Source organism: Mesotoga prima MesG1.Ag.4.2 (genome assembly GCF_000147715.2).
In the GTDB taxonomy this organism is placed as follows: Bacteria; Thermotogota; Thermotogae; order Petrotogales; family Kosmotogaceae; genus Mesotoga; species Mesotoga prima.
This window is the reverse complement of record NC_017934.1, coordinates 2,352,267-2,373,433: the sequence shown is the minus strand read 5'-3', so window position 1 is coordinate 2,373,433 and position 21,167 is coordinate 2,352,267. Positions and strand designations below refer to the sequence as shown.

General features: G+C 44.8%; 16 protein-coding genes and 2 tRNA genes. 8 read left to right on the top strand and 10 right to left on the bottom strand.

Annotation, left to right across the window (positions count from 1 at the left end; all coding sequences use genetic code 11):
* Positions 1-15: 15 nt before the first annotated feature.
* Complete coding sequence (locus tag THEBA_RS11065) at positions 16-1,632, bottom strand: hypothetical protein (protein ID WP_236609155.1); 1,617 nt, start codon at positions 1,630-1,632, stop codon at positions 16-18.
* 532 nt (positions 1,633-2,164) lie between these two features.
* Here THEBA_RS11065 and THEBA_RS11060 point away from each other — a divergent pair.
* The gene (locus THEBA_RS11060) at positions 2,165-3,748 is read left to right on the top strand and encodes an IS1634 family transposase (RefSeq protein ID WP_014731610.1); all 1,584 of its coding nucleotides are present in this window, start codon (positions 2,165-2,167) and stop codon (positions 3,746-3,748) included.
* A gap of 984 nt (positions 3,749-4,732) precedes the next feature.
* Here the strand turns inward: THEBA_RS11060 and groL are convergent.
* The 4 genes from groL to pfkA form a co-directional block, all read right to left on the bottom strand.
* Positions 4,733-6,355: a chaperonin GroEL gene (gene groL / locus THEBA_RS11055; protein WP_014731609.1), complete on the bottom strand. Its 1,623-nt coding sequence runs from the start codon at positions 6,353-6,355 to the stop codon at positions 4,733-4,735.
* 13 nt (positions 6,356-6,368) lie between these two features.
* Entirely contained in the window at positions 6,369-6,638 is a 270-nt protein-coding gene (gene groES / locus THEBA_RS11050; RefSeq protein WP_006487663.1) for a co-chaperone GroES, read from the bottom strand.
* A gap of 221 nt (positions 6,639-6,859) precedes the next feature.
* The gene (pyk, locus tag THEBA_RS11045; protein WP_014731608.1) at positions 6,860-8,278 is read right to left on the bottom strand and encodes a pyruvate kinase; all 1,419 of its coding nucleotides are present in this window, start codon (positions 8,276-8,278) and stop codon (positions 6,860-6,862) included.
* Positions 8,279-8,291: 13 nt separating this feature from the next.
* On the bottom strand, positions 8,292-9,251 hold the full coding sequence (gene pfkA / locus THEBA_RS11040) for a 6-phosphofructokinase (protein WP_041928473.1): 960 nt from the start codon (positions 9,249-9,251) through the stop codon (positions 8,292-8,294).
* A 151-nt stretch (positions 9,252-9,402) separates the two neighbouring features.
* On the opposite strand from pfkA, the gene THEBA_RS11035 reads away from it, so the two are divergent.
* From THEBA_RS11035 to THEBA_RS11005, 7 genes are all read left to right on the top strand, one after another.
* On the top strand, positions 9,403-9,636 hold the full coding sequence (locus THEBA_RS11035; protein ID WP_014731606.1) for a hypothetical protein: 234 nt from the start codon (positions 9,403-9,405) through the stop codon (positions 9,634-9,636).
* Positions 9,629-10,735 (top strand): glycine cleavage system aminomethyltransferase GcvT, encoded by a 1,107-nt coding sequence (gcvT, locus tag THEBA_RS11030; protein ID WP_014731605.1) that lies wholly within the window; start codon positions 9,629-9,631, stop codon positions 10,733-10,735. Before THEBA_RS11035 ends, gcvT begins: the two co-directional genes overlap by 8 nt.
* 12 nt (positions 10,736-10,747) lie before the next feature.
* Positions 10,748-11,119, top strand: coding sequence for a glycine cleavage system protein GcvH (gcvH, locus tag THEBA_RS11025; RefSeq protein ID WP_006487673.1), 372 nt, complete (start codon positions 10,748-10,750; stop codon positions 11,117-11,119).
* A 1-nt stretch (position 11,120) separates the two neighbouring features.
* Complete coding sequence (gcvPA, locus tag THEBA_RS11020) at positions 11,121-12,467, top strand: aminomethyl-transferring glycine dehydrogenase subunit GcvPA (RefSeq protein ID WP_014731604.1); 1,347 nt, start codon at positions 11,121-11,123, stop codon at positions 12,465-12,467.
* Positions 12,464-13,912 (top strand): aminomethyl-transferring glycine dehydrogenase subunit GcvPB, encoded by a 1,449-nt coding sequence (gene gcvPB / locus THEBA_RS11015; RefSeq protein WP_014731603.1) that lies wholly within the window; start codon positions 12,464-12,466, stop codon positions 13,910-13,912. Before gcvPA ends, gcvPB begins: the two co-directional genes overlap by 4 nt.
* A gap of 43 nt (positions 13,913-13,955) precedes the next feature.
* Positions 13,956-14,032, top strand: a tRNA-Thr gene (locus THEBA_RS11010).
* Positions 14,033-14,320: 288 nt separating this feature from the next.
* Positions 14,321-15,721 carry a PAS domain-containing protein gene (locus tag THEBA_RS11005; protein WP_014731602.1) on the top strand — a complete coding sequence of 467 codons (1,401 nt, stop codon included), beginning with the start codon at positions 14,321-14,323 and terminating at the stop codon, positions 15,719-15,721.
* A 227-nt stretch (positions 15,722-15,948) separates the two neighbouring features.
* Here THEBA_RS11005 and THEBA_RS11000 read toward each other — a convergent pair whose 3' ends face one another.
* The 5 genes from THEBA_RS11000 to secD all read right to left on the bottom strand — a co-directional run bounded on the left by THEBA_RS11000 (position 15,949) and on the right by secD (position 21,161).
* Positions 15,949-17,658, bottom strand: a complete 1,710-nt coding sequence (locus tag THEBA_RS11000) for an NAD+ synthase (RefSeq protein WP_014731601.1) — start codon at positions 17,656-17,658, stop codon at positions 15,949-15,951.
* Positions 17,655-18,563 carry a phospholipase D-like domain-containing protein gene (locus THEBA_RS10995; RefSeq protein WP_236609154.1) on the bottom strand — a complete coding sequence of 303 codons (909 nt, stop codon included), beginning with the start codon at positions 18,561-18,563 and terminating at the stop codon, positions 17,655-17,657. Before THEBA_RS10995 ends, THEBA_RS11000 begins: the two co-directional genes overlap by 4 nt.
* A gap of 45 nt (positions 18,564-18,608) precedes the next feature.
* A tRNA-Ala gene (locus THEBA_RS10990) sits at positions 18,609-18,684 on the bottom strand.
* A 54-nt stretch (positions 18,685-18,738) separates the two neighbouring features.
* Entirely contained in the window at positions 18,739-19,659 is a 921-nt protein-coding gene (secF, locus tag THEBA_RS10985) for a protein translocase subunit SecF (protein WP_014731599.1), read from the bottom strand.
* Entirely contained in the window at positions 19,656-21,161 is a 1,506-nt protein-coding gene (gene secD, locus THEBA_RS10980) for a protein translocase subunit SecD (RefSeq protein WP_041928237.1), read from the bottom strand. Before secD ends, secF begins: the two co-directional genes overlap by 4 nt.
* Positions 21,162-21,167: the final 6 nt, after the last annotated feature.

Genomic DNA, 21,167 nt, shown 5'->3' with positions numbered 1-21,167 from the left:
CTCCAAAATCCTCATTCAGACAAAATTATAGCACAGTGATCTGAACGATGCCCAGGCTATAGAGACCCAGAGAGAAACCGGCAAAACAAGTCCTAAGAGCCAGGTAAAGGGTGAAACTATAGGGATATTCATGAAATTAAGAAAAAGACCGATATTTCCGGAAATGTACAGGGTCATTGGAAGCGTTGAAAAAACGGGGAGAAGTGTTGATAGAAGGAAAGATAGAATCGCACCCGAAAGACTTAGTGCCTTAAAAACGTTCTTCGAATCCTTCGTTCCAAAGCTCTTCTCGAGAAATCCCCCTAACAATGAAAGAACGAAGATCGTAGGAATCATAAATAGAATGAAATTCATCATGAAAGTCCCGTACTGTGAAGTGTTGTTGGAGACGTATAAACCCACAAGCAAAATGACGAAAGAATACAGAGAGGTAATAACGAACGATTTCGATAAGATCGTCTTGACCCGCCTGATGGGAAACAACCATGAAGTATCGCCAAGTTGCCTCTCAAAAGCAAAAAGTGCGGTCGAAGAGACAGTTGTGTAGTTACTGAAGAGGAAAACTATAAGACCCAACAGCTGTAAAATACCAAAGCTGCTTAGAAGACCCGGGTTGACAAGGACAACCACAGGGACGAACAGTGAAGGATACAGAACTGCAAACATGAGTTTGGGCTCTCGAAGAAGCAACAATGAATCCTTTATCAGCAGACCCAAAAACAATCCATGAACTTTGAAATCTCCATTTGATTTCGGGGACACATTCCCGATTGGTCTAGTCATAAGCTTCTGGAGAACCTTGCTGTAAAGGAAGATTTCTAGCAGTGCTAGAGAAGAAAAGATACCTATCGAGGATACTATGAACACGGCAAGATCCCTTGTACCTCCCGTAATTGCTCTTACAAAGGGCGACCAGGGAAGATAGGGGGAAGTGACAATGCTCTGAAGCCCGCCGAATTGTTCTGCAACCTGATCAGGTTTTGCAAGATCAATTGCGGAAAAGTCCATGAATCTCAATGTGAAAATGAAAACGAAAAGCGTAACCATGGTCATCATAGCCGAAAGCGTCTTAAGAAAGCGCCCCTTAGATAGAAAGACAATCACGAATGAGATTATCGCAGTTATCGCCAGAGTGTTGAGCACGAAGACAAAGAGCAAGACGAGGGCCATCCAGAATCTCCCGTCCGAGTACCCCAAGCCTCTTAATGCGGCCATGAAGACCGGCGCAAAAAGAAGTATGGGCAATCCTCCCGCAGCCAGAACTTCAAGCAACTGAACATTTGCAATAGTGGCTGTCCTTACCGGCAAATTCAGCAGCATTTTAACCCGTTCAGAAAAGAAAAGGTTTGAGACTACAATTGGAAGGTCGCTCCCAAGAAGTATTGAGAATATTATCGCCGAAAAGAATGAGACAACTATCAGTTTTAGATCGATTCCCGTCAGCTCCCTTAACTGATCGGAGAGATCGGCGACCCTGGAGAAATTCGGCACGAGGTAACCTCTCAAGTAGAAGGCAATCGGAACAGCGATCATTATCACGAATGCGACAGCAAGAAAAGAAGCAACAAACGCTCTCTTTCCCTGACGGGTCAGCATTCTCAACCCTTCGACACCTCGCCACTTAAGAATCAACAAGAAATCTCTCATGAAACTATTTTGCCACACTCTACGAGTCTTTAGCCAAAAGGCCTTCTGCGAAATTGACGAACCTCTTTCAATAAAAGCCAGGGTCAAAGTTATCAAAGCTTCATCACGACAAATCTTTATTAACTCAAGAAATTTCTCTTCCAGTCGACAATACCCGGTTATGCATCGTGGCGCAGAAAGAAGTGCCTTCATTCAGGCAGATTACCAATAACAGTGCAATATCGTGTAGGAAGCGTGAGACATTTAAACAGCCAGCTAAACGGTCCATTGTTCTTTTGAGAAGGAGCGAGTACAAACGCAAACAGTTTCCTCCCGAAATGAAAGTATCCAAAAGAGCTTTCGGAAAAGACTGGAGAATACCAATTACCAGTCACTGCTGAACCACTGTTTTGAACCCAAAGTTCCCGAAAAGTCTAACGATGAAAACCTTGTAAAGGGTTGAAAAGACTGAGTTAGGGTTGTTTTCTCTAGGTTTATGCCTCGTTATATATTATAATGTATGTAACGAGGTGAGGAGATGGGGATTGTCTATCAAAAGAACAAGAAAACTGGAATCACATATGTCTACAAAAACGAAGCCTATTGGGACAAGGAAAAGCAACAGTCGAGAGCCAAGAGAACTTTAATCGGCAAGCTGAATACAAGTACTGGAGAAATCGTACCGACCAGGTCATACAGGAAGGATAGCATTTCGAAAAAGCCCGGTCCAGTTCCCATAACCAAAATCCGCAGGGATTTCTATGGTGCTTGCTATCTTCTCGATCAGGTTGGAAAGATCACAGAAGTTGAGGCAGATTTGAAAGCCTGTTTCCCCGACCGTTATAGAATGATTTTATCGGTTGCCTATTATCTTATTCTCGAAGAGAATAACTCCCTCAGTAGGTTTTCCCGTTGGCAGAGATTGCATGCCCATCCTTATGGAGAAGACATACCATCACAGCGCGGTAGTGAGCTGTTTCAATCTATTTCCGAAGAAGAGAGGATGATGTTCTTCAAGAAACAAGGTAGACGTAGAATTGAGAAAGAATACTGGGCCTTTGACATCACTTCCATCTCCAGTTATTCAGAGACACTGAGTCAGGTAAAGAAGGGAAGAAACAAAGAGTACGACAGACTACCTCACATCAACCTCGCCCTTCTCTTCGGTGAACAGTCTGGACTTCCCTTTTACTACCGGAAGCTCCCTGGCAATATCACCGACGTGAAAACAGTCAAGCAGCTTATGGCTGAATTCAATGTCATGGGATACAAAAAGGTAAGTGTCCTTCTTGACAGAGGCTTTTACAGCAGAGAGAACATAAACCTGCTCTTCAAGAACCACCAGAAATTCATCATCGGTGTCAAACTGAATTTGAATTATGTGAAAGAGACCCTGGAAGAAGAGCGCGATAACCTCCAGCTATGGTCAAACCTGCAACCCCAGTTCGGAGTATATGGCTTGTGCCGGACGACCCAGTGGGAATATGAACAGGAAAGACCCAATAAGGGAGATGTTCTCAGCTCGAAAAGGAGGGCATATCTTCATCTTTTCTACAATGGCGAGAAGGCTGCCAGAGATCAGGCAGAGATGAACGATTATCTGAGCAGACTATACAATGATCTGGTAAACAACACACGTGAAGAATACCGCATGAAGGACTACGACAAATACTTTACTGTTACCAGTAAGTTCAGGAAAATCACACCGAAGGAAGAGGCGATGCGTGAAGCGGCAAGAAACTATGGCTATTTCGCACTGCTCTCCAATGAAGTCAAAGATCCCTTCGAGGCCTTATCTCTCTATCGCAGTAAAGACATAGTGGAAAAGGGGTTTGGGAACCTAAAAGACCGTTTGAATTTCGGTAGAATGCAGGTTTCATCTGAACTATCACTGAATGGCAAGTTGTTTGTCGAGTTTGTCGCCTTGATTTATCTTTCCTACATAAAGAAGAAGATGCAGGACACCTGTCTCTTGGAGAACTGGACATTGCAAGGTCTCCTTGACGAACTTGACACCATTGAAAGGTTTGAGTCTCCCGAACATGGCCGCATGATCGGAGAAGTCACTAAAAAGCAGGAGGAGATCTATGCCAAGCTGGGGGTGAAATCACCCTCGTTATAATTTCCGGGAATGCAGGATGGATGTCTCTCACTTTGTCATCCCGAACTTGTTTCGGGATTCAGTTTTGATCTTATCAGCGCATAGCGGTTCATGGGTACGAGATCCTGTACCGGAGCACTACGGGATGACAGTATGTGGGAATTAGGGAATCACCCTGAACAGGAGCACTTCAGGGCAGGCTCTCCCTTCACGTCATCCTGACAATGCTCCTGGTCAGGATCCCTGTCCCTCGCGTAAAAGGGACGTGGGGAGAATCGTCAGTCCCTATTTTCGCTCTCATCTTCTCGTGAGCGAGTGAACGTCTCGACAACGCACTTTCTCGGTTGTTATTTTCGGCGAACGGGTCCTTGTTCTTGAACGGTCAACGGATAACGACCATTACAGCGATCAGCGGGTCTTCGTTCTTTAGCGCATAGCGGATCTTAGATCGAGATGCTGAAACAAGTTCATGACGCATTGTTAGATTCTCTGAACGATCTGATCTTCATACATTTATCCTCAAACCTCTGACATCTTTATCGATTTTTTTGATCCTATTCAAAAACGGTTCTTCACAGCGATCAGCGGATCCTTGATTTTAAGAGTACAGCGGTCATCAAGGAACTCATTACTCTCTACTTTCGAATTTTCGTTTTCTCGATTTTTACACCATTCAATGACCAACTATCAGTGCCTTCTAACAAATAGATCTTTCAGCTGCAAACGGCCCCTCGATCAAGCGAGATTAATGTCAAGACCATAGAGATGAGTGAAGTCGTGTTCGTTTGATGATGATTACCGATTCGGTAAGGAACTATTGAGCTCCAGAGAAGATGATATGGGTAATGATCAGCTATTCAAAGGAGAATTATAGGAAGAAACTGTGAGAGAAGATAATTCATAGAGGCTCTCTTAGTTCGTTTTCTTTATCGTACAAAGAGGCTTTTCTACTTAGCAAAAAAAAAAAAAGGGAGAGCAAGCTCTCCCTTCAAAAGATCTACTTCATCAATACTCAGGCATCTGTGGCATTGGAGCCTGGGGTTTTTCTTCTGGCTTTTCTGTAAGAGCGGCTTCTGTTGTAAGAAGTATACCCGCAATGGATGCCGCATTCTGAAGAGCACTTCTTGTAACCTTTGCAGGATCTATGATACCCACTTTGAACATGTCTGTATAGACATCGTTCAGAGCATCGTATCCAAAAGCTGCATCGTCACTGTGAAGAATCTTGTCAACAACAACTGCACCGTCTAAACCGGCATTCTCGACTATCTGCCGAATCGGAGCATCTAGGGCCTTCATGACCACCTTGATACCAATCTTGATATCGGGATTCTCCGTGCTATCGAAGAGTTCCTGAACGGGCTTCTTCGCTCTCGCAAGAACAACTCCGCCTCCGGCTACGATTCCTTCCTCTACTGCAGCTCTTGTCGCTGAGAGAGCATCCTCAATTCTATGTTTCTTCTCTTTGAGCTCGGTCTCTGTTGCAGCACCGACTTTGATAACCGCCACTCCTCCTGAAAGCTTTGCAAGTCTTTCTTGGAGAGTTTCCTTTTCGTATTCGGAAGTAGTCTGATCGATCTGAACCTTGATCTGACCAATTCTCTGCTTGATCTTTTCGGGATCTCCCTTGCCATCAACGATTATCGTGTCGTCCTTCTTGACCTTTACAACGCCCGCACTACCGAGGTCATCGATAGTTGCATTTTCGAGGGTGAGCCCAACCTCTTCGCTGATCACAGTACCACCCGTAAGAATTGCGATGTCCTGCAGCATTGCCTTTCTTCTGTCACCGAAACCGGGAGCCTTAACAGCTACTGAGTCGAGAGTACCTCTGAGCTTATTGAGAACGAGAGTGGAAAGTGCTTCACCTTCAATGTCTTCAGCGATTATTACGAGAGGCTTGCCTGCCTGGGCCACCTTTTCCAGAATCGGAACGAGCGGTTTTACTGCTGAGACTTTCTTGTCGGTTATAAGAATAAGAGGCTCTTTGATTATAGCTTCCATCTTCTCTGGATCGGAAACAAAGTAAGGAGAAATGTAGCCTCTGTCAAACTGCATACCTTCAACGAACTCTACGTATGTGTCGAGGGTCTTGGAATCTTCTACCGTTATTACTCCATCCTGACCGACCTTGTCCATCGCTTCTGCAATGAGTTCACCAATCTCCGAGTCATTGGCAGAAATAGCTGCAACTGAAGCAATGTCCTCTCTTGAAGAGATCTTCTTCGATAGGGACCTGATGTGAGAGACGGCCTTCTCTGTTGCCTTCTGGATACCCTTCTTCATGAGTATAGGATTGGCTCCAGCGGTAACATTTTTCAAACCTTCCTTGATCATTGCCTGTGCGAGAACGGTCGCAGTCGTAGTTCCGTCACCGGCAATATCGTTCGTCTTGGAAGCTACTTCTTTTACGAGCTGAGCTCCAAGATTCTCGAATTTATCTTCCAGATCGATTTCCTTTGCGATCGATACACCATCATTGGTTATCGTCGGAGAGCCCCAGCTCTTCTCAAGAACTACGTTTCTCCCTTTGGGACCGAGCGTTATCCTAACTGCATCTGCTACCGCGTCTACACCTTTTTCAAGCGATCTTCGTGCTTCTTCGCTGTATTTCAGAATCTTAGCCATACCGATTCCTCCTTCAATCCTCGATCTTTGCCAGGATATCATCCTGATCGATGATTATGTAGTCGTCATCATCGATCTTGATCTCCGTGCCGGAATACTTGGAATAGAGGACCTTGTCGTTTTCCTTAAGGTCAATATCCTCGACTTTCTCTCCAACTGCAATTACCTTCGCAGTCATCTGTTTCTCCTTCGCAGCGTCGGGAAGAACGATACCACCTGATGTCTTCTTCTCTTCCTCATAAGGCTTAATCAGTAATCTTGTACCAAGGGGAACTACTTTCATAAAAAGCCTCCTTTCGAATTTTATGTTTTAGCACTCACAGTGATAGTCTGCTAATTAATAATAAAACATCGTTCCGATTTCTTCAAGAGCTTTCTGTGTTAAATGATCGTAAACATAAAAAAATAAGCACGCAAGAAGACGGTTTTTCCCATTTTTCTCTGGATTCTTTTTGTTATCTTACAGCTTCTGCCTTTTGCATGGTTTCGAGTCAGGCAACTCTATCACGCAGTTTCCAGTTTGAGAATGTTCGTGGAGTTGCTAGTTCCAAACGGAATACCGGCCGTCAGTATTATCGTGTCACCGGATTTCACAAGTTTTAGGCGTCTAGCAAGCGGTCCGGCCACTCTGACGAGATCGTCTGTCGAGGAGCCAAGGCCCATTAAAACTGGGCGGGCACCCCAAACGAGGTTCAACCTGTAATACGTCTCCTCGTTTGGAGTAACTGCAAGTATGTGAGCTCTCGGGCGAAACCCGGAGACGTTTCTTGCCGTGTGCCCCGAGAATGTGGAGCTTACTATTACTTTCACCTTCAGCTCCTCACTTATATCCCATGCTGCCCTGCATATGGCATCTGTATGGTCGTCCGTAGATATCTTTTCCCTTGTCCACTTCAGTAATTCCGGATTCTGCTTAAGATACTTTTCTGCAGCTCTAGCAGTAAGATCCATAACCGACACTGCTTCTAGAGGATACTTGCCGATTGAAGTCTCGCCAGAAAGCATTATCGCATCGCTACCGTCCAGAATGGCATTTGTGATATCGGTTGCCTCTGCTCTCGTCGGTACCGGATTTTCTATCATCGATTCCAGCATTTGAGTAGCAGTTATCACGGGAATACGCTTTTGATTACCGTGTCTAATTATCTTCTTCTGAGCTACCGGGACTTCTTCGACCGGTATTTCAACTCCTAAATCGCCTCTAGCAACCATTAATCCGTCGGAGACTTCCGCGATTTGTTCAATGTTTTTTAAGGCCTGTTCTGTTTCTATCTTCGAGATTATTGGAATAGAACCCCCAAGATCCTTAATCACTTTTTTGGCATGTACAACATCTTCCGATCTTCTCACAAATGAAAGGGCAAAATAATCAACCCGTTCTTCAATTCCAAGTTTGATGAACTTCTTATCCTTCTCGGTAATTGCAGGAATGCTTATGTCGATTCCAGGAAGGTTTATACCTCTTCTGTGTGTCACTATTCCACCGTTTAAAACCTTAGTTCTAACTTCAGAACCGGTTATCGATTCTACTCTCAGTTTTATCTTCCCATCATCCATGAGAATCAGATTCCCCGGCTGGACTTCTTCGGGAAGTTTCTTATAGTTCACACCGAAAATCTTCTCGTCCCCCTCGATATCTTCGGTTGTTAGAATTATTTCACTGCCTCTTTTAATGTCCACCGCATCCTTTTTGAAGACGCCCGTCCTGATCTTTGGACCAGAGAGATCTAATAATATGGTAAGGGGAGAATTCGCTGACTTTCGAATCTCCTTAAGATTTCTTATTCGCTCCCTGTGTTCGGAAATGTCGCCGTGAGTCGTGTTCAGCCTTGCAACATCCATTCCCCTTTGAAGAAGGCTTCTCAAAACTTCAAGAGATTCGGTAGCCGGACCGATGGTACATACAATCTTCGTCTTCCTCAATCAAACCACCTCATTAAGAGAGTATTTTCGCCATTTCCATCAGTTCCATATCCAGTTCTTTTTTGTGTGAAAGCACTTCCTCAAGAGGTATTCCTTTGATTTTCCCACCATTCAACGACATCATCATTCCCGCTTTACCTTCTTCAAGCGCCTTAACCGACGCATATCCCATTCTTGAAGCAAGTACTCTATCAAATGCAGTGGGAGAGCCTCCCCTTTGAATGTGGCCGAGAATGGTTATTCTTGTTTCGTATCCAATCCTGTGTTCAACATGTCTTGCAACTGTATATGCGCTTGCAGCCCCTTCAGCGACAACTATAATACAGTTGATCTTTCCCCTTTTCCTTTCATTCCATATCTTCTCGGCAATCGCTTCGTAGTCCACTGGAAGCTCTGGAACTATAATGGCTTCAGCTCCAACGGCCATACCGGAAGCAAGCGCTACATATCCAGAGTTTCTTCCCATAACTTCTACAACAAAGGCCCTTTCATGTGAAGAAGCCGTGTCCTTGAGCTTCTGAATCGTTTCTACGCAGGTATTCAAACAGGTATCGACACCGATACACATATCCGTCATGGCAATATCATTGTCAATCGTTCCGGGAAGACCTATTACGGGAATTCCGTTTTCATCCATGAGAAGCTTGGCTCCGTTTAAGCTTCCTTCTCCACCAATAACTACAAGTGCATCAATCCCATTGCTTCTCAAAAGGTCGGCCGCTTTTGTCCTTCCCTCTTCGGTTCTGAACTCCTCACAGCGTGAGCTGCGAAGTACTGTGCCGCCCTTCTCCATTATTCCTCCCACAGAGGAGTAATCCATATCGATGAATTCCTCATCGAGCAGACCGGAGTATCCTCTGCGAATTCCAACGACAGCTATCTCATCCGTGTAAGCCGTTCTTACCGTCGCTCTTATCGCCGCGTTCATTCCCGGTGAATCTCCCCCGCTCGTAAGGACACCAATCTTCTTTATCATAATTATCCCTCCCAACAACTTCTACACTCAGCTAGACGAAAACATTCTAGCACATTGAGCTTCTAAAGTCATCAATCAGAAAAGCTTCCAGAAGTTAACTAATCTAATTACTTGGTGTATAATTTCTGGTGAACCGGGAGGTGATAAAATGAAGGTCCTCAAATCGGGAGTTCCTGAATTTGAAGCGAAGATGTTCCAGGAGATTCTGCTCAAAGAGGGAATCTTTTCAGAACTTGTGGATTCTCATTTTGCATATACCGACAGTGTCTATTTTGGTTCGGGCGGTTTAGTAGACATTATTGTACCAGACGAAGTCTTTGATGAAGCCGTCCAGATCTTTGAAGACTTAAAGAAAACGGGGAGGGAGGAAATGGATGAGTGAGCTAAAGAGAACTCCGCTTTTTGATGAACACGTACGCCTAAAGGGGAAATTGGTGGATTTTGCGGGATGGGAAATGCCGCTCCAGTTCGATTCTATTATCAATGAACACAACCTTGTGAGAAAGGTGGCCGGTCTTTTCGACGTTTCACACATGGGAGAGATAGAGATCGCGGGTCCAGATGCCATTGACTTTTCGGACTACCTGGTAACGAACTCCGTTTCTTCACTCAAGAACGGAGCTATAGTGTATTCACCAATGTGCAATGAAAAGGGCGGAATAGTCGACGATGTTCTAGTCTACAGGTTGAACAATGCTAAAACTATGTTCGTTGTAAATGCCTCAAACAAAGACAAGGATTTCAAGTGGATTACGAGCAATAAGGGTAGTTTCGATGTGAAAATCAAAGACGCATCGGCTGACTTTGCGCAGATTGCATTTCAAGGGCCACGAGCGGAGGAGATCCTGTCGGAGGTATCACAGGTAAGGCTTGAGAAAATCCCATTCTATCACTTTGAATACGGCAGGGTGAATGGCATAAAGGCTCTCGTATCTCGCACGGGATATACGGGTGAGGATGGTTTTGAGCTATACGTCGACCCCGAAGCTGCAGTTGCTTTGTGGAGAAAGATACTTGAACTGGGGTCAAGTATTGGTGTCAAACCAATCGGCCTCGGAGCAAGAGATACCCTTAGATTTGAGGCTGCTTACATGCTTTACGGTAACGAGCTAAACGATTACAACTCTCCTCTTGAAGCAGGTTTGAAGTGGACCGTCAAGATGGAGAAGGATTTCATTGGCAAGGAAGTACTTGAGGAGCAACTGGCAAACGGAACAAAGTATAAATTGAAGGGACTGGAGCTATCAGGCAAGAGCATTGCCAGACACGGGTTCGAAGTCTTCGATGGTGAAAAGAAAATCGGCTGGATCACGAGTGGTATCTTCTCACCGACCCTTCAGAAATCGCTCGCACTCGCTTACTTGGAAAAAGAATACTGGAAAATCGGTTCCGAGGTACAGGTTGAGATCCGAGGTAAGAGGTCTCCTGCAACTGTAGTAAAAACACCTTTCTATAGAGGTTCTGTGAAATCAAAAGGTTAAGGAGGAGTGTAAATGAAAAAGTATGCTGCAACACATGAATGGGTATCGGTAGAAGGTAAGATCGCCACAATAGGAATATCCGATCACGCTCAAGATCACCTTGGGGACATCGTGTACGTTGACCTTCCTGAAGTCGGTAAGTCATATAAGAAGGGAGACGTCTTCTGCACGATAGAGTCTGTAAAAGCTGCCAGTGATATCTACGCACCAGTAAGCGGCAAGGTTGTTGAAGTGAATGAAGAACTCGATTCATCACCTGAAAAGATCAACGATGATGCTGAAGGTGAAGGCTGGATTGCAAAGATGGAGATAAGTAACGAATCTGAACTTGACAGCCTGATGGATTTGGAGGCATATAAGAAACACTGCGAAGAGGAGGGCTAATATGCCTGAGTTCCCCTATCTACCCCAAACAAAGAAAGACATAGATGAAATGATGGAGGTAGTTGGTGTCAAGAGCATATCAGAGCTGTTCAGCGACATACCCAAAAGGTTCGAGGTTGATATCTCTTTGCCTGAGAGTAAGGATGAATTCACTGTACTGAGAGACCTCAGTGAACTCAGCAAAAGAAATCTCACGCTTAACGATATGTCTGTCTTCCGAGGAGCCGGTGTGTATAAGCACTTCATCCCTAGCGCGGTTCAAGCGATAGCATCAAGAGGGGAATTCCTGACTGCTTACACACCTTACCAGGCAGAAGTTTCGCAGGGCACTCTTCAGATGTTATTCGAGTTCCAGACAATGATATGCGAACTCACGGGGATGGAAGTTGCCAATTCATCGATGTACGATGGTGCAAGTGCCGTTGCGGAAGCTGCTCTTATGGCTGTCAGAGTAAAGGGTGGTAAGAAGGTTTTGGTCTCGGAGGCACTTCATCCCGAATACGTTGAGACGATCAAAACATATTGCTTTGGTAGCGACATCGATGTAGAGACTGTTGCCTTCGATTCCGAATCTGGACAGATAGATGTCACTGACCTTCAGAAGAAACTAACAGAAGATATTTCTGGCTTTGTTCTAGGTTATCCAAACTTCTTTGGAATAATCGAAAATCTCTCCGAAATTCGGTCCACGATTGGGGAGAACACTATGATGATAGTGAGTACAAACCCTATCGCTTTGGGCATACTTGAAGCTCCGGGGATGTTGGGAGCCGATATAGTCGTGGGCGACGGTCAACCGTTGGGAAATGCGCCTTCCTTCGGTGGACCAGGGCTTGGCTTCTTCGCATCTAAGGAGAGTTACATCAGAAAGATGCCCGGAAGAATCATCGGGGAGACCAAGGACAACGATGGTCGCACAGGCTACGTAATGGTTCTCCAAACGAGAGAACAACATATCAGGAGAAGCAAAGCTACTTCGAACATATGTTCGAATCACGCTTTCAATGCACTAATCGCTTCAATATACATGAGCATGATCGGTTCTGAAGGTTTAAGGGAGATAGCGAAGAGATCCTTCGATAAGGCTCATTATCTTTCCGAAAGAATAAACAGAACAGATCATGTAAGCCTTGTCTTCACAGGGCCCTTTTTCAACGAGTTTGTGGCTCGCTTTGATTGTGATCTGAAAGAGTTTAACAAAGAGTTATTGAAGGATAAGATATTGGGCCCACTTGAACTTGAGAGGTTCAACGAAAAACTGAAGGATTGTGGTTTGATTTGTACAACTGAAGCAAACCTTAACGAAGAAGTGGAGTTCTTTGCAGGTAGGTTGGAGGCGATAGGATGACAATATTCGAACTGTCAAAAGAAGGAAGAAAGAGTTTCTTTCTTCCAAAGGAAGAATCTTATGGTTACGAGCCTTCGGAATTACTGCCTGAAGAATCGGTTCGGAAGAATGAGCCGTTGCTTCCCCAACTGAGCGAACTTCAATTAATCAGACACTACACGGGACTCTCGAAGAAGAATCACTCTGTTGACAGCGGCTTTTATCCACTTGGTTCATGCACCATGAAATACAACCCAAGAGTGAACGAGAAGATCGCAAATCTTGACGGGTTCAGTCAGATACATCCATATCAGTCTGAGGATACGGTTCAGGGTGCTTTGGAAGTCATGTACAACTTGCAGAACTCCCTTTGCGAGATAACCGGCATGGACAGCTTTACCCTGCAACCGGCTGCCGGGGCTCATGGTGAGCTGGTTGGAATGCTGCTGATGAAAAAATACTTCGAACTTAAGGGTGAGGATAATAGAAGAAAGGTAATTGTTCCAGACTCTGCTCATGGAACCAATCCCGCATCCGCAGTTATGGCGGGGTTTGAAGTCATAGAGGTCCCTTCAGGAAGAAATGGTAGAGTCGATTTGAAAAGCCTTGAGGAAATCCTGGACGAAAGTATCGCAGGAATAATGCTGACAAATCCCAATACGTTAGGGCTCTTTGAAAACGAGATTTGCGAGATTCAGGAACTGGCACATAGTAAGGGTTCTCTGCTGTATTACGACGGCGCGAATCTCAATGCCATTATGGGCCACGCAAGACCTGGTGACATGGGATTTGACATAGTGCATCTGAACCTCCACAAGACTTTCTCCACACCTCATGGTATGGGTGGCCCCGGAAGCGGCCCGGTTGGCGTTAAGAGTTTTCTGGCAGATCTTCTTCCGGTTCCCGTAGTTCGTTTTAATGGCAGAAGATTCTCGCTGGATTATGATTTGCCTAACTCCATAGGTAAGGTGAGGAGTTTCTATGGAAACTTTGGAGTCTTCTTGAAGGCATATGCTTACATTCTCACTTTAGGCGGAGACGGACTAAAGAGAGCAAGTGAGATGGCGGTGCTGAATGCAAATTACCTTCGGGCAAGATTGACGAAGCTGATACCTACTGCTTATGCCGGGATTTGTATGCATGAGTTCGTTTTGAAAGGAAGTAAACTCGTCTCGGATTATGGAGTAAAAACCCTAGACGTCGCTAAGAGGCTCTTAGACTACGGGATTCACCCGCCTACTATTTATTTCCCGCTAATAGTCGAAGAAGCACTTATGATCGAACCAACTGAAACGGAGAGCAAAGAATCACTAGACATCTTCGCTGACACGTTCGAGAAGATCTTGAACGAGGCAAAGAAGGATCCTGAGATACTGAGAGCTGCTCCTAAGTTTACTGCCGTGGGCAGACTTGATGAAGCAACGGCTTCAAGAAAGCCAAAGACAAAGTGGAGCAAAGACAGTTGATATTGAAACTTGAAAAATGCTGTGATATCATAGTTTCAGCAGAGCAGGCGTAGCTTCAATCGGTCGAGCGCCGCCTTGGTAAGGCGGAGGTTGTGAGTTCAAATCTCATCGCCTGCTCCATTTTATAACCGGATGATCATCCGGTTATTTCTTTTGTTGGCCACGAAAGTACTAATTTTGAATCTTCTCCCAATCTATGCTAGAATAAAAATGTAACTTTCTTTTCGTAGCATAACCATCCAGTTCCCTTTGCAAGGCTTTGAACGGCATTGTTAGCAAAACGACTGTAACCTCCGGTTGAACATCAAAGTTTAGCTTATTCAGAATGGATTTTGCGAGTTGTTTCCTTTTTGGGTGGATGTATAGGTAACTGGTTTCATCGGTGCGTTCTGTTCAGGGGTGAAGTCTGTGTTTGATTTCTATTCAAAGCCACGAATTATCCTGGTTGGAAGAAGCCAAAAGGATGCAAGAAGGCTAATTGAAGCTTTCGATGAACGCTTCGATGTCAGATACGTTGAAGAAGTATCTGACGAATACAGTCGCTTTTCTGATGCAATGGTCTTCGATTATGTCGGAGAAGACATAATCAGGAATCTTCGTTCAGGTTCCATTCCTTATCTGTGTCTCATTGGTAGCGAGAAGGCTATTGTGAAGTACTCTCTCGAACCTGGAGAGTATCTTCTCAAGGGGCCCGGTTATCTTCACTATCTCCCCGAGATAGTCTATTCGATGTTGGAAAAGCATCGTCTTCAAAAAACTCTTGATTTCGAACGAGAGAAGTACATGGGTCTGGTGAATAGCATGGGCTGCGGAATGCTAATCCTTAGAAAAAGAGACGGAAACGTGATCTTTTGCAATCAGGTCGCGCAGAGCCTTCTGGGATACACGGAGGAGGAAATCGAAAAGATGCGATTGCAGGATCTTGTTTACGACGAACCCTTTGCTTTGGAGACTATTCTGGGGATTGAGCATTTCGACACTGATCGAGAAATCGTTATGCTAACAAAAACCGGTGGAAAGACTTATGTAATTTTCAACACTTCTGAAATGCTTTACGGCGCAGAGAGTGTTGTTCAGCTGACCTTCATGGATGTCTCAAAACAGAAGAGAGACAGAGAAGAACTGATATTCCAGTGGCGTTTTCTTGACAATGCAGAGGAAATTGCAATAGCCATCGATGAGAAGGGAAGGATTGTATATCTGAACAAATTCGCTGCAGAAATCCATGGATATGATCTTGAAGAAATGCTGGGAGATAATCTTGCCTCATATTTGGTACAGGGTGAGGGAGAGGCAGAATCCATGCAGTTCTCGATGATGAAGTCCGGCAAGTGGAAGGGAAGACAACTTCACAGACGAAGAGACGGAACCGAATTCATAGTTGAAGCGAAGCGAAGCATGTTGAGGGTTGACGATAATGTCTATGAACTCGTTATTGGAATAGACATTACCGAGAACATTGAGCTTCAGAGGCGCAATAATCTTCATTCCCTGCTTCTAAACGGGACTGGTGATCTGGCGATCGCAACCGATATGAAGAATCGACTGATTTACTTGAATGAAGCTGCCGAGAAATACTTTGAAACCAGACTGGAAGATGAAGAAAATAAAGCTCTGGAGGACATTAGTTCAGAACCTCTAAGGAACTTCCTTAAGATTGCCGCTTCAAAGCCATCAGAGCCCCTTGAAAACAAGATCAGATTTCCAGTCAGGCAGGAATCAAATGCCGTCATTGAATTCACGGGGGAAATTGTACGCGATCACGATGAAGAAGTAGGCACAATCTTTATTGGCAGAAAGGTTACTTAGTCTCTTTCATTCCTCCATAACTGACTGCCTAGCGCAAATGACAATCAGTTTCTCGGCGCTTAAGATGGCGACTGTCTCTCGAGGAATCGAGATCTTGAAGCTTTCTTACTTGAGTTATCACACAGAGAATTCCTATCACATTACCAAATAAGGTAAAATACCAAAATTGCTGAAGACTACCTCGAATCCCTTGATGATATTTGCTCTGTTCAAAACAGTGGAGTGGTTCAGTAGTGATTGGTAATTGGCATTCTCCAGTCTTTTCCGAAAGCTCTCTTGGACACTTTTATTCCGGGAGGACACTGTTTGCGTTTGTACTCGCTCCTTCTCAAAAGTTTGAGCGAGTGCTCCACAGTATCCCTCTCAAAACCCTCCAGCACAATCTCTTCCGCCGACTGACCCTCTTCAATGTGAAGCCTGAGGATTTCGTCAAGAATCTCATATGGGGGAAGAGAGTCCTGATCTTTTTGACCTTCTCTCAACTCTGCTGACGGAGCTTTGGAAAACACATTTCGCGGTATCATATCTCTCTTCGCGAGTTCATTTATTCGCTCTGCGATTCTATATACCTGGGTCTTGTACAGATCCTTGAGGACGGCAAATCCCCCCGCCATATCCCCGTAAAGAGTAGCATAACCTGTTGCCATCTCACTCTTGTTGCCGGTAATAAGAACCAGCCATCCAAACTTGTTAGAGAGAGCCATCAGTATCATCCCTCGAATTCTTGCCTGCAGATTCTCTTCAGTAATATCTTCAGATGTCCCCGTAAACACTGGTTCTAGAGTGCTCAGTGTCGTACACATGATATCGTCTATTGGTATTTCCAAACCCTCTATTTGGAGATTATTCACAAGTTCCAGTGCATCTCTCTTTGATTCGCCGGAAGTTATCCTCGAGGGCATCATTACACCCTTAACATTGTCGTTACCGATTGCCCTAACAGCTAGTGCTGCTACTAGCGAGGAATCCATTCCCCCACTTAAGCCAAGAACTACCTTCTTGAAGCCGTTCTTTTTCACGTAATCTCTTATACCGATTTCCAGGGCCGCTATCAGCTCATCGTACTTGCAGAGTTCTTGACAGGAGCTATCAGGGTTTACCGATGGACTCTGTCGATGAGATGGCGTTATTGAGACCTCTTCGAGGCTTACCTGCATAGAATAGTCTTTCCTCTTTCCTTCGAAAAGGTTGTATCTAGTCGAAACATCGGTGTCTATATCGAGCAGAATCATATCTTCTTCAAAAGCCTTTCCTAGAAGCAATCTTCCATCCGGCATCGCTACGCAGCTTCTGCCGTCAAAGACTAGATCATCTTGACCACCCACCAGGTTAACGTATACTATGATGCTGGAGTACTCCATCGCCCTTGTAAGCAACAGAGCGGACCTTGTCTTGCTCTTCATCCCGGAAAAGGGAGAAGCTGAAAGATTGAGTATGAGATTTGCGCCTCCAATAGCCTGTTCGTTTATCGGGCCGGAAGGAACCCAGAGATCCTCACAGATATTTATCCCGATATTCGCTTCCCCGTATCTTGCTAGTAAAGGGTGGCTTCCCGGAGAGAAGTATCTCCTTTCATCGAATACCGAATAGTTTGGCAGGCTCATCTTTCTATAGACGGCTCTAATCTCGCCCGAATGAATCACGGCAGCAGCATTGTAGATTTCGTTGGAGAAATCTACAAACCCAAGAACGATCATTGTTTTGCTTCCTTCTGTGTAGTTGGCGATTTCCTTAAGCGCAGCCAAATTCTCTCTGAGAAAGCCTGTGTTTAATAATAGGTCTTCAGGTGGGTAGCCCGTAATTGTCAGTTCGGGGAACAAAAGTATTTCCGAATCACTTGCGGTCGCCTGATCAATTGCCTCTATGATTTTATTCTTGTTGCCGTTTATATCTCCAACAGTCGTATTTATCTGAGCCAGCGCCGTTCTGACAATCATCTTGAGACCCCCCTTATATACTCGAAATGATTCACAAATTCCTTTGCAAGTTCTCTCGAGTCGATTATAGCAACTACCTCTCGATTTTTCCCCCAGCCGCTCAGAGACGCATTCGCCGAACCAGTAATCACAGTTTCTCCGTCAACGACAAATGTCTTGTCGTGAATTGTGACAGCACCGCCTTCATCTACTTCCATTCCAGAAGTTAGATATTCCCGCAAAGGAGAATCCTCGTTCCAGCTGTCTACTATTCCAGTAACCCTCACTCCAATGGAAGCGCAAAATTTCAAAGCTGCTAAGATTTCCGGGTCGGTAAAGGCAAACATAGCGAAACATATCTCCCTTCTAGCTCCCATAAGCTCCTTTATTACTCTTTTCCTTGCCTCCTGTGAAGGGCACAAGTAGAAATCAATGTTTCCAATATTAACTTCGTCCAAAGAGACCCCAGTTTCAATCGCTTCAAAGTATCGTAGAAACAACTCAGCTACCGATGGAGATTCGAAAACCAAAAAGCTATTCGAATCTTCTCTTAGGCTTCCTTCAGTGAAGTTGCCCGTTCCGAAGACAATCACTTGTCTGTCAACGACAAGAAATTTCGAGTGGACTAGAGCCGCTGCAGTATCGCTCCTGATTTCAAACTCCGGTGATTTTGCGAAGGCTCTATCCACAGTCGAATCATCGATCATCACCTCAATTCTTACTCCCCTTCTTTCAAGGTGATTGAGACATTTAATTATCTCGGTTTCATCAAGAGAGTAAGATACCAAGATAACTTCTTCTTGCGCATCCTCAAGAACGTTCAGTATTCTTTGCACCGCTCTCCCATCATCAGTGAAAAACACAGAGGGGACTGCAACTAGTGCGGCTTCAATTAACACCAAGACAAAAACGAGGAGTCTCTTCATCCACATCACCAAAATTGAAAAAGCGGAGAACTCACGTTCCCCGCCTGGTGGAGACGAAGGGATTCGAACCCTCGGCCTATACAATGCCATTGTATCGCGCTCCCAACTGCGCTACGTCCCCACTCTAAAAAAATTATACTCTACCAGGTTTCACTTTTCAAGAGGTAGACAACGATCAAGCGTGGCTTCTGCTCTCTGATCTCTTCAACCACTCGATAACGACAGGGCTGGAGATGTACAGAGAGGAATATGTTCCAACGACAACACCGACCAGCATTCCGAACGCAAATGGTCTCAAGACCTCTCCCGAGAATATGAAGAGAGTGAGAACAGCCAGAAAAGTGGTCAAAGAAGTGTTTATCGATCTAACTATTACATCATTGATACTTGTATTTACCACTGTTTCTATCGTCTTTCCCCTCATCTTCTTGGTATTCTCCCTAATTCTGTCGTAAACGACGATCGTGTCATTGAGAGAGTATCCAACCAAAGTAAGGAGTGACGCAACTACCGGTGCATTGAACTCAATTCCGAAGATACTGTAGAATCCCAGTACTATAATCACATCGTGAATAAGCGTTAGTATAGCTCCTACTCCAAAAGAGAACTTGAATCTAATCGTTATGTATAGAAGAAGAAGCGCCATGGACACTGTTACGGCAATCCAAGCATATCCCCTTATCTCCTGGGCAGCATATCCCGAAATTGTACTCACAGAAAGTATATTGTCATTTGTAACATCTTTCACTTCTAGTCCGGCCAGCATCTTTGCTGTTATGGATTCTTCACTCTCTGAAGTATTGACGATAATCGAGAATCTACTCCTCTGTTCGGAAGAACCTTCTTCGGTAAGCGGTCTTTGTTTTATGATTCTTGCAGCCGCAAAATCGGGGTCCTCTGCGCTCAGGAGCTCTCTCATCTCAGCCACAGTCATATCGACATCCTGGACGGAAACGCTTATTTCGATTCCGCCGGTGAAGTCAACTCCAAAATTGAATCCTTTTGTGAAAATGAAGATAACAGAGACGACAATCAGCACAAGGGAAAGAGCAATGAAATACTTCCTTTTTCCGACGAAGTCTGCTTTGAAGGTCATCTTGCATCTCTCCCTTCCGTTTCAACTTCAACGTAGCGATGGGGTTTGAGACTTCCCGCCATTCCCGTAAGTACGGTTCTTGACACCACTATATTTGTGAACATTGCGCCTACAACGCCTATTATAAGTGTGACTGCGAATCCCTTAACCGTACCCGTTCCAAAATAGAAGAGAACGAGACCGGCGAGTATTGTAGTGAGGTTGGCGTCGAAAATCGTCCACACAACCTTAGAAAAGGCCGAATCTATTGAGTTCTCCGGCGTCTTTCCCAACCTCAATTCTTCTTTTATTCTCTCGAAGATCAGAACATTTCCATCGACTGTCATTCCTATTGTCAGAACTATACCAGCTATACCAGGCAGTGTGAGAATTGAACCGGTAAGAGATATCATTCCAAAGAGAAGCACCGCATTATACAGCAAGGCGATGTCTGCCACAATACCCATCTTCTTGTAGAAGACAACCATGTAGATCATTATTATAACGATACCTGCTACTCCGGCCCAAAGGCTTGAATTTATGATATCTCTGCCGAGCGTGGGCGACAAAACTCTCTTGTTGAACGATGCGAGATCGACGGGAAGATTTCCACTTCCGACAAGAATGGAAACTTCCTTCGCTTCTTCGATTGAATTCAAACCCTCAATTACGGCATTTCCATCGGAAATCTGAGACTGAACTAGAGGTGCGATGATTACCCTATCGTCCAGGACAATTGCGAGCCTCTTCTTCATATCGGTATCGGCATATGTGGACTTCACTGAAGTAATGTCCCTAAAAGTCTTCGCACCTTCGGAACTGAACTTCAGAGAAACCATGAATCTTCCTTGCCCGGGTCTGGGCTGATTGTTCACCAAAGGCTTAGCATCTGTAACCACGCTTCCGTCAAGCTCTGCATAGCTAGACCCTATGCTGACTTTGGGACTGATGAAATACCATGTGTTGTTCTGTACTCCTCCGACGTATTCTCCGTAGTGAAGTTCCTTGACCCAGTAAGGTTCGGCTCCTTGAAGCTTTCTCCTGCTTATCTCCAGCGACATTCCTGCTGGGATAGAAGGCGTAGAAACCGAAGTTTCAATCGCGAGAACATCAGCAAAATAGAGCCTCCCGGTCTTTCCCACTAGACTCTCGGCTCTAGATACATCTGTTATTCCAGGAATTTGAACTCTCACTCTCACAGGTGGAATATCTTCCCCAAACGAAATTCCCGTGGTAACCTTTTCTACTGTTGCTTCAGTGAATCCGGCAGCATCCAGTCTTGCCCTCAAAACTTCAATGACTCTGTCTGCAAGTGCATTCATCTCTTGATCAGAGACATCGGTAAGCATCTGGTACTCAAGAAGAGCTCCACCCTTTATATCAAGCCCTAACTTGATGTTCGCAGCCAATTTATCTATGAAGCTGCTTCCGGCTGGTGCACTACCGTGAGGTATAAGTAGTGGCAATAATGCCGCAACAAACACCACAACGGTAACGATCAAGCGTTTTTGGTTTGCTCTCATACGGAC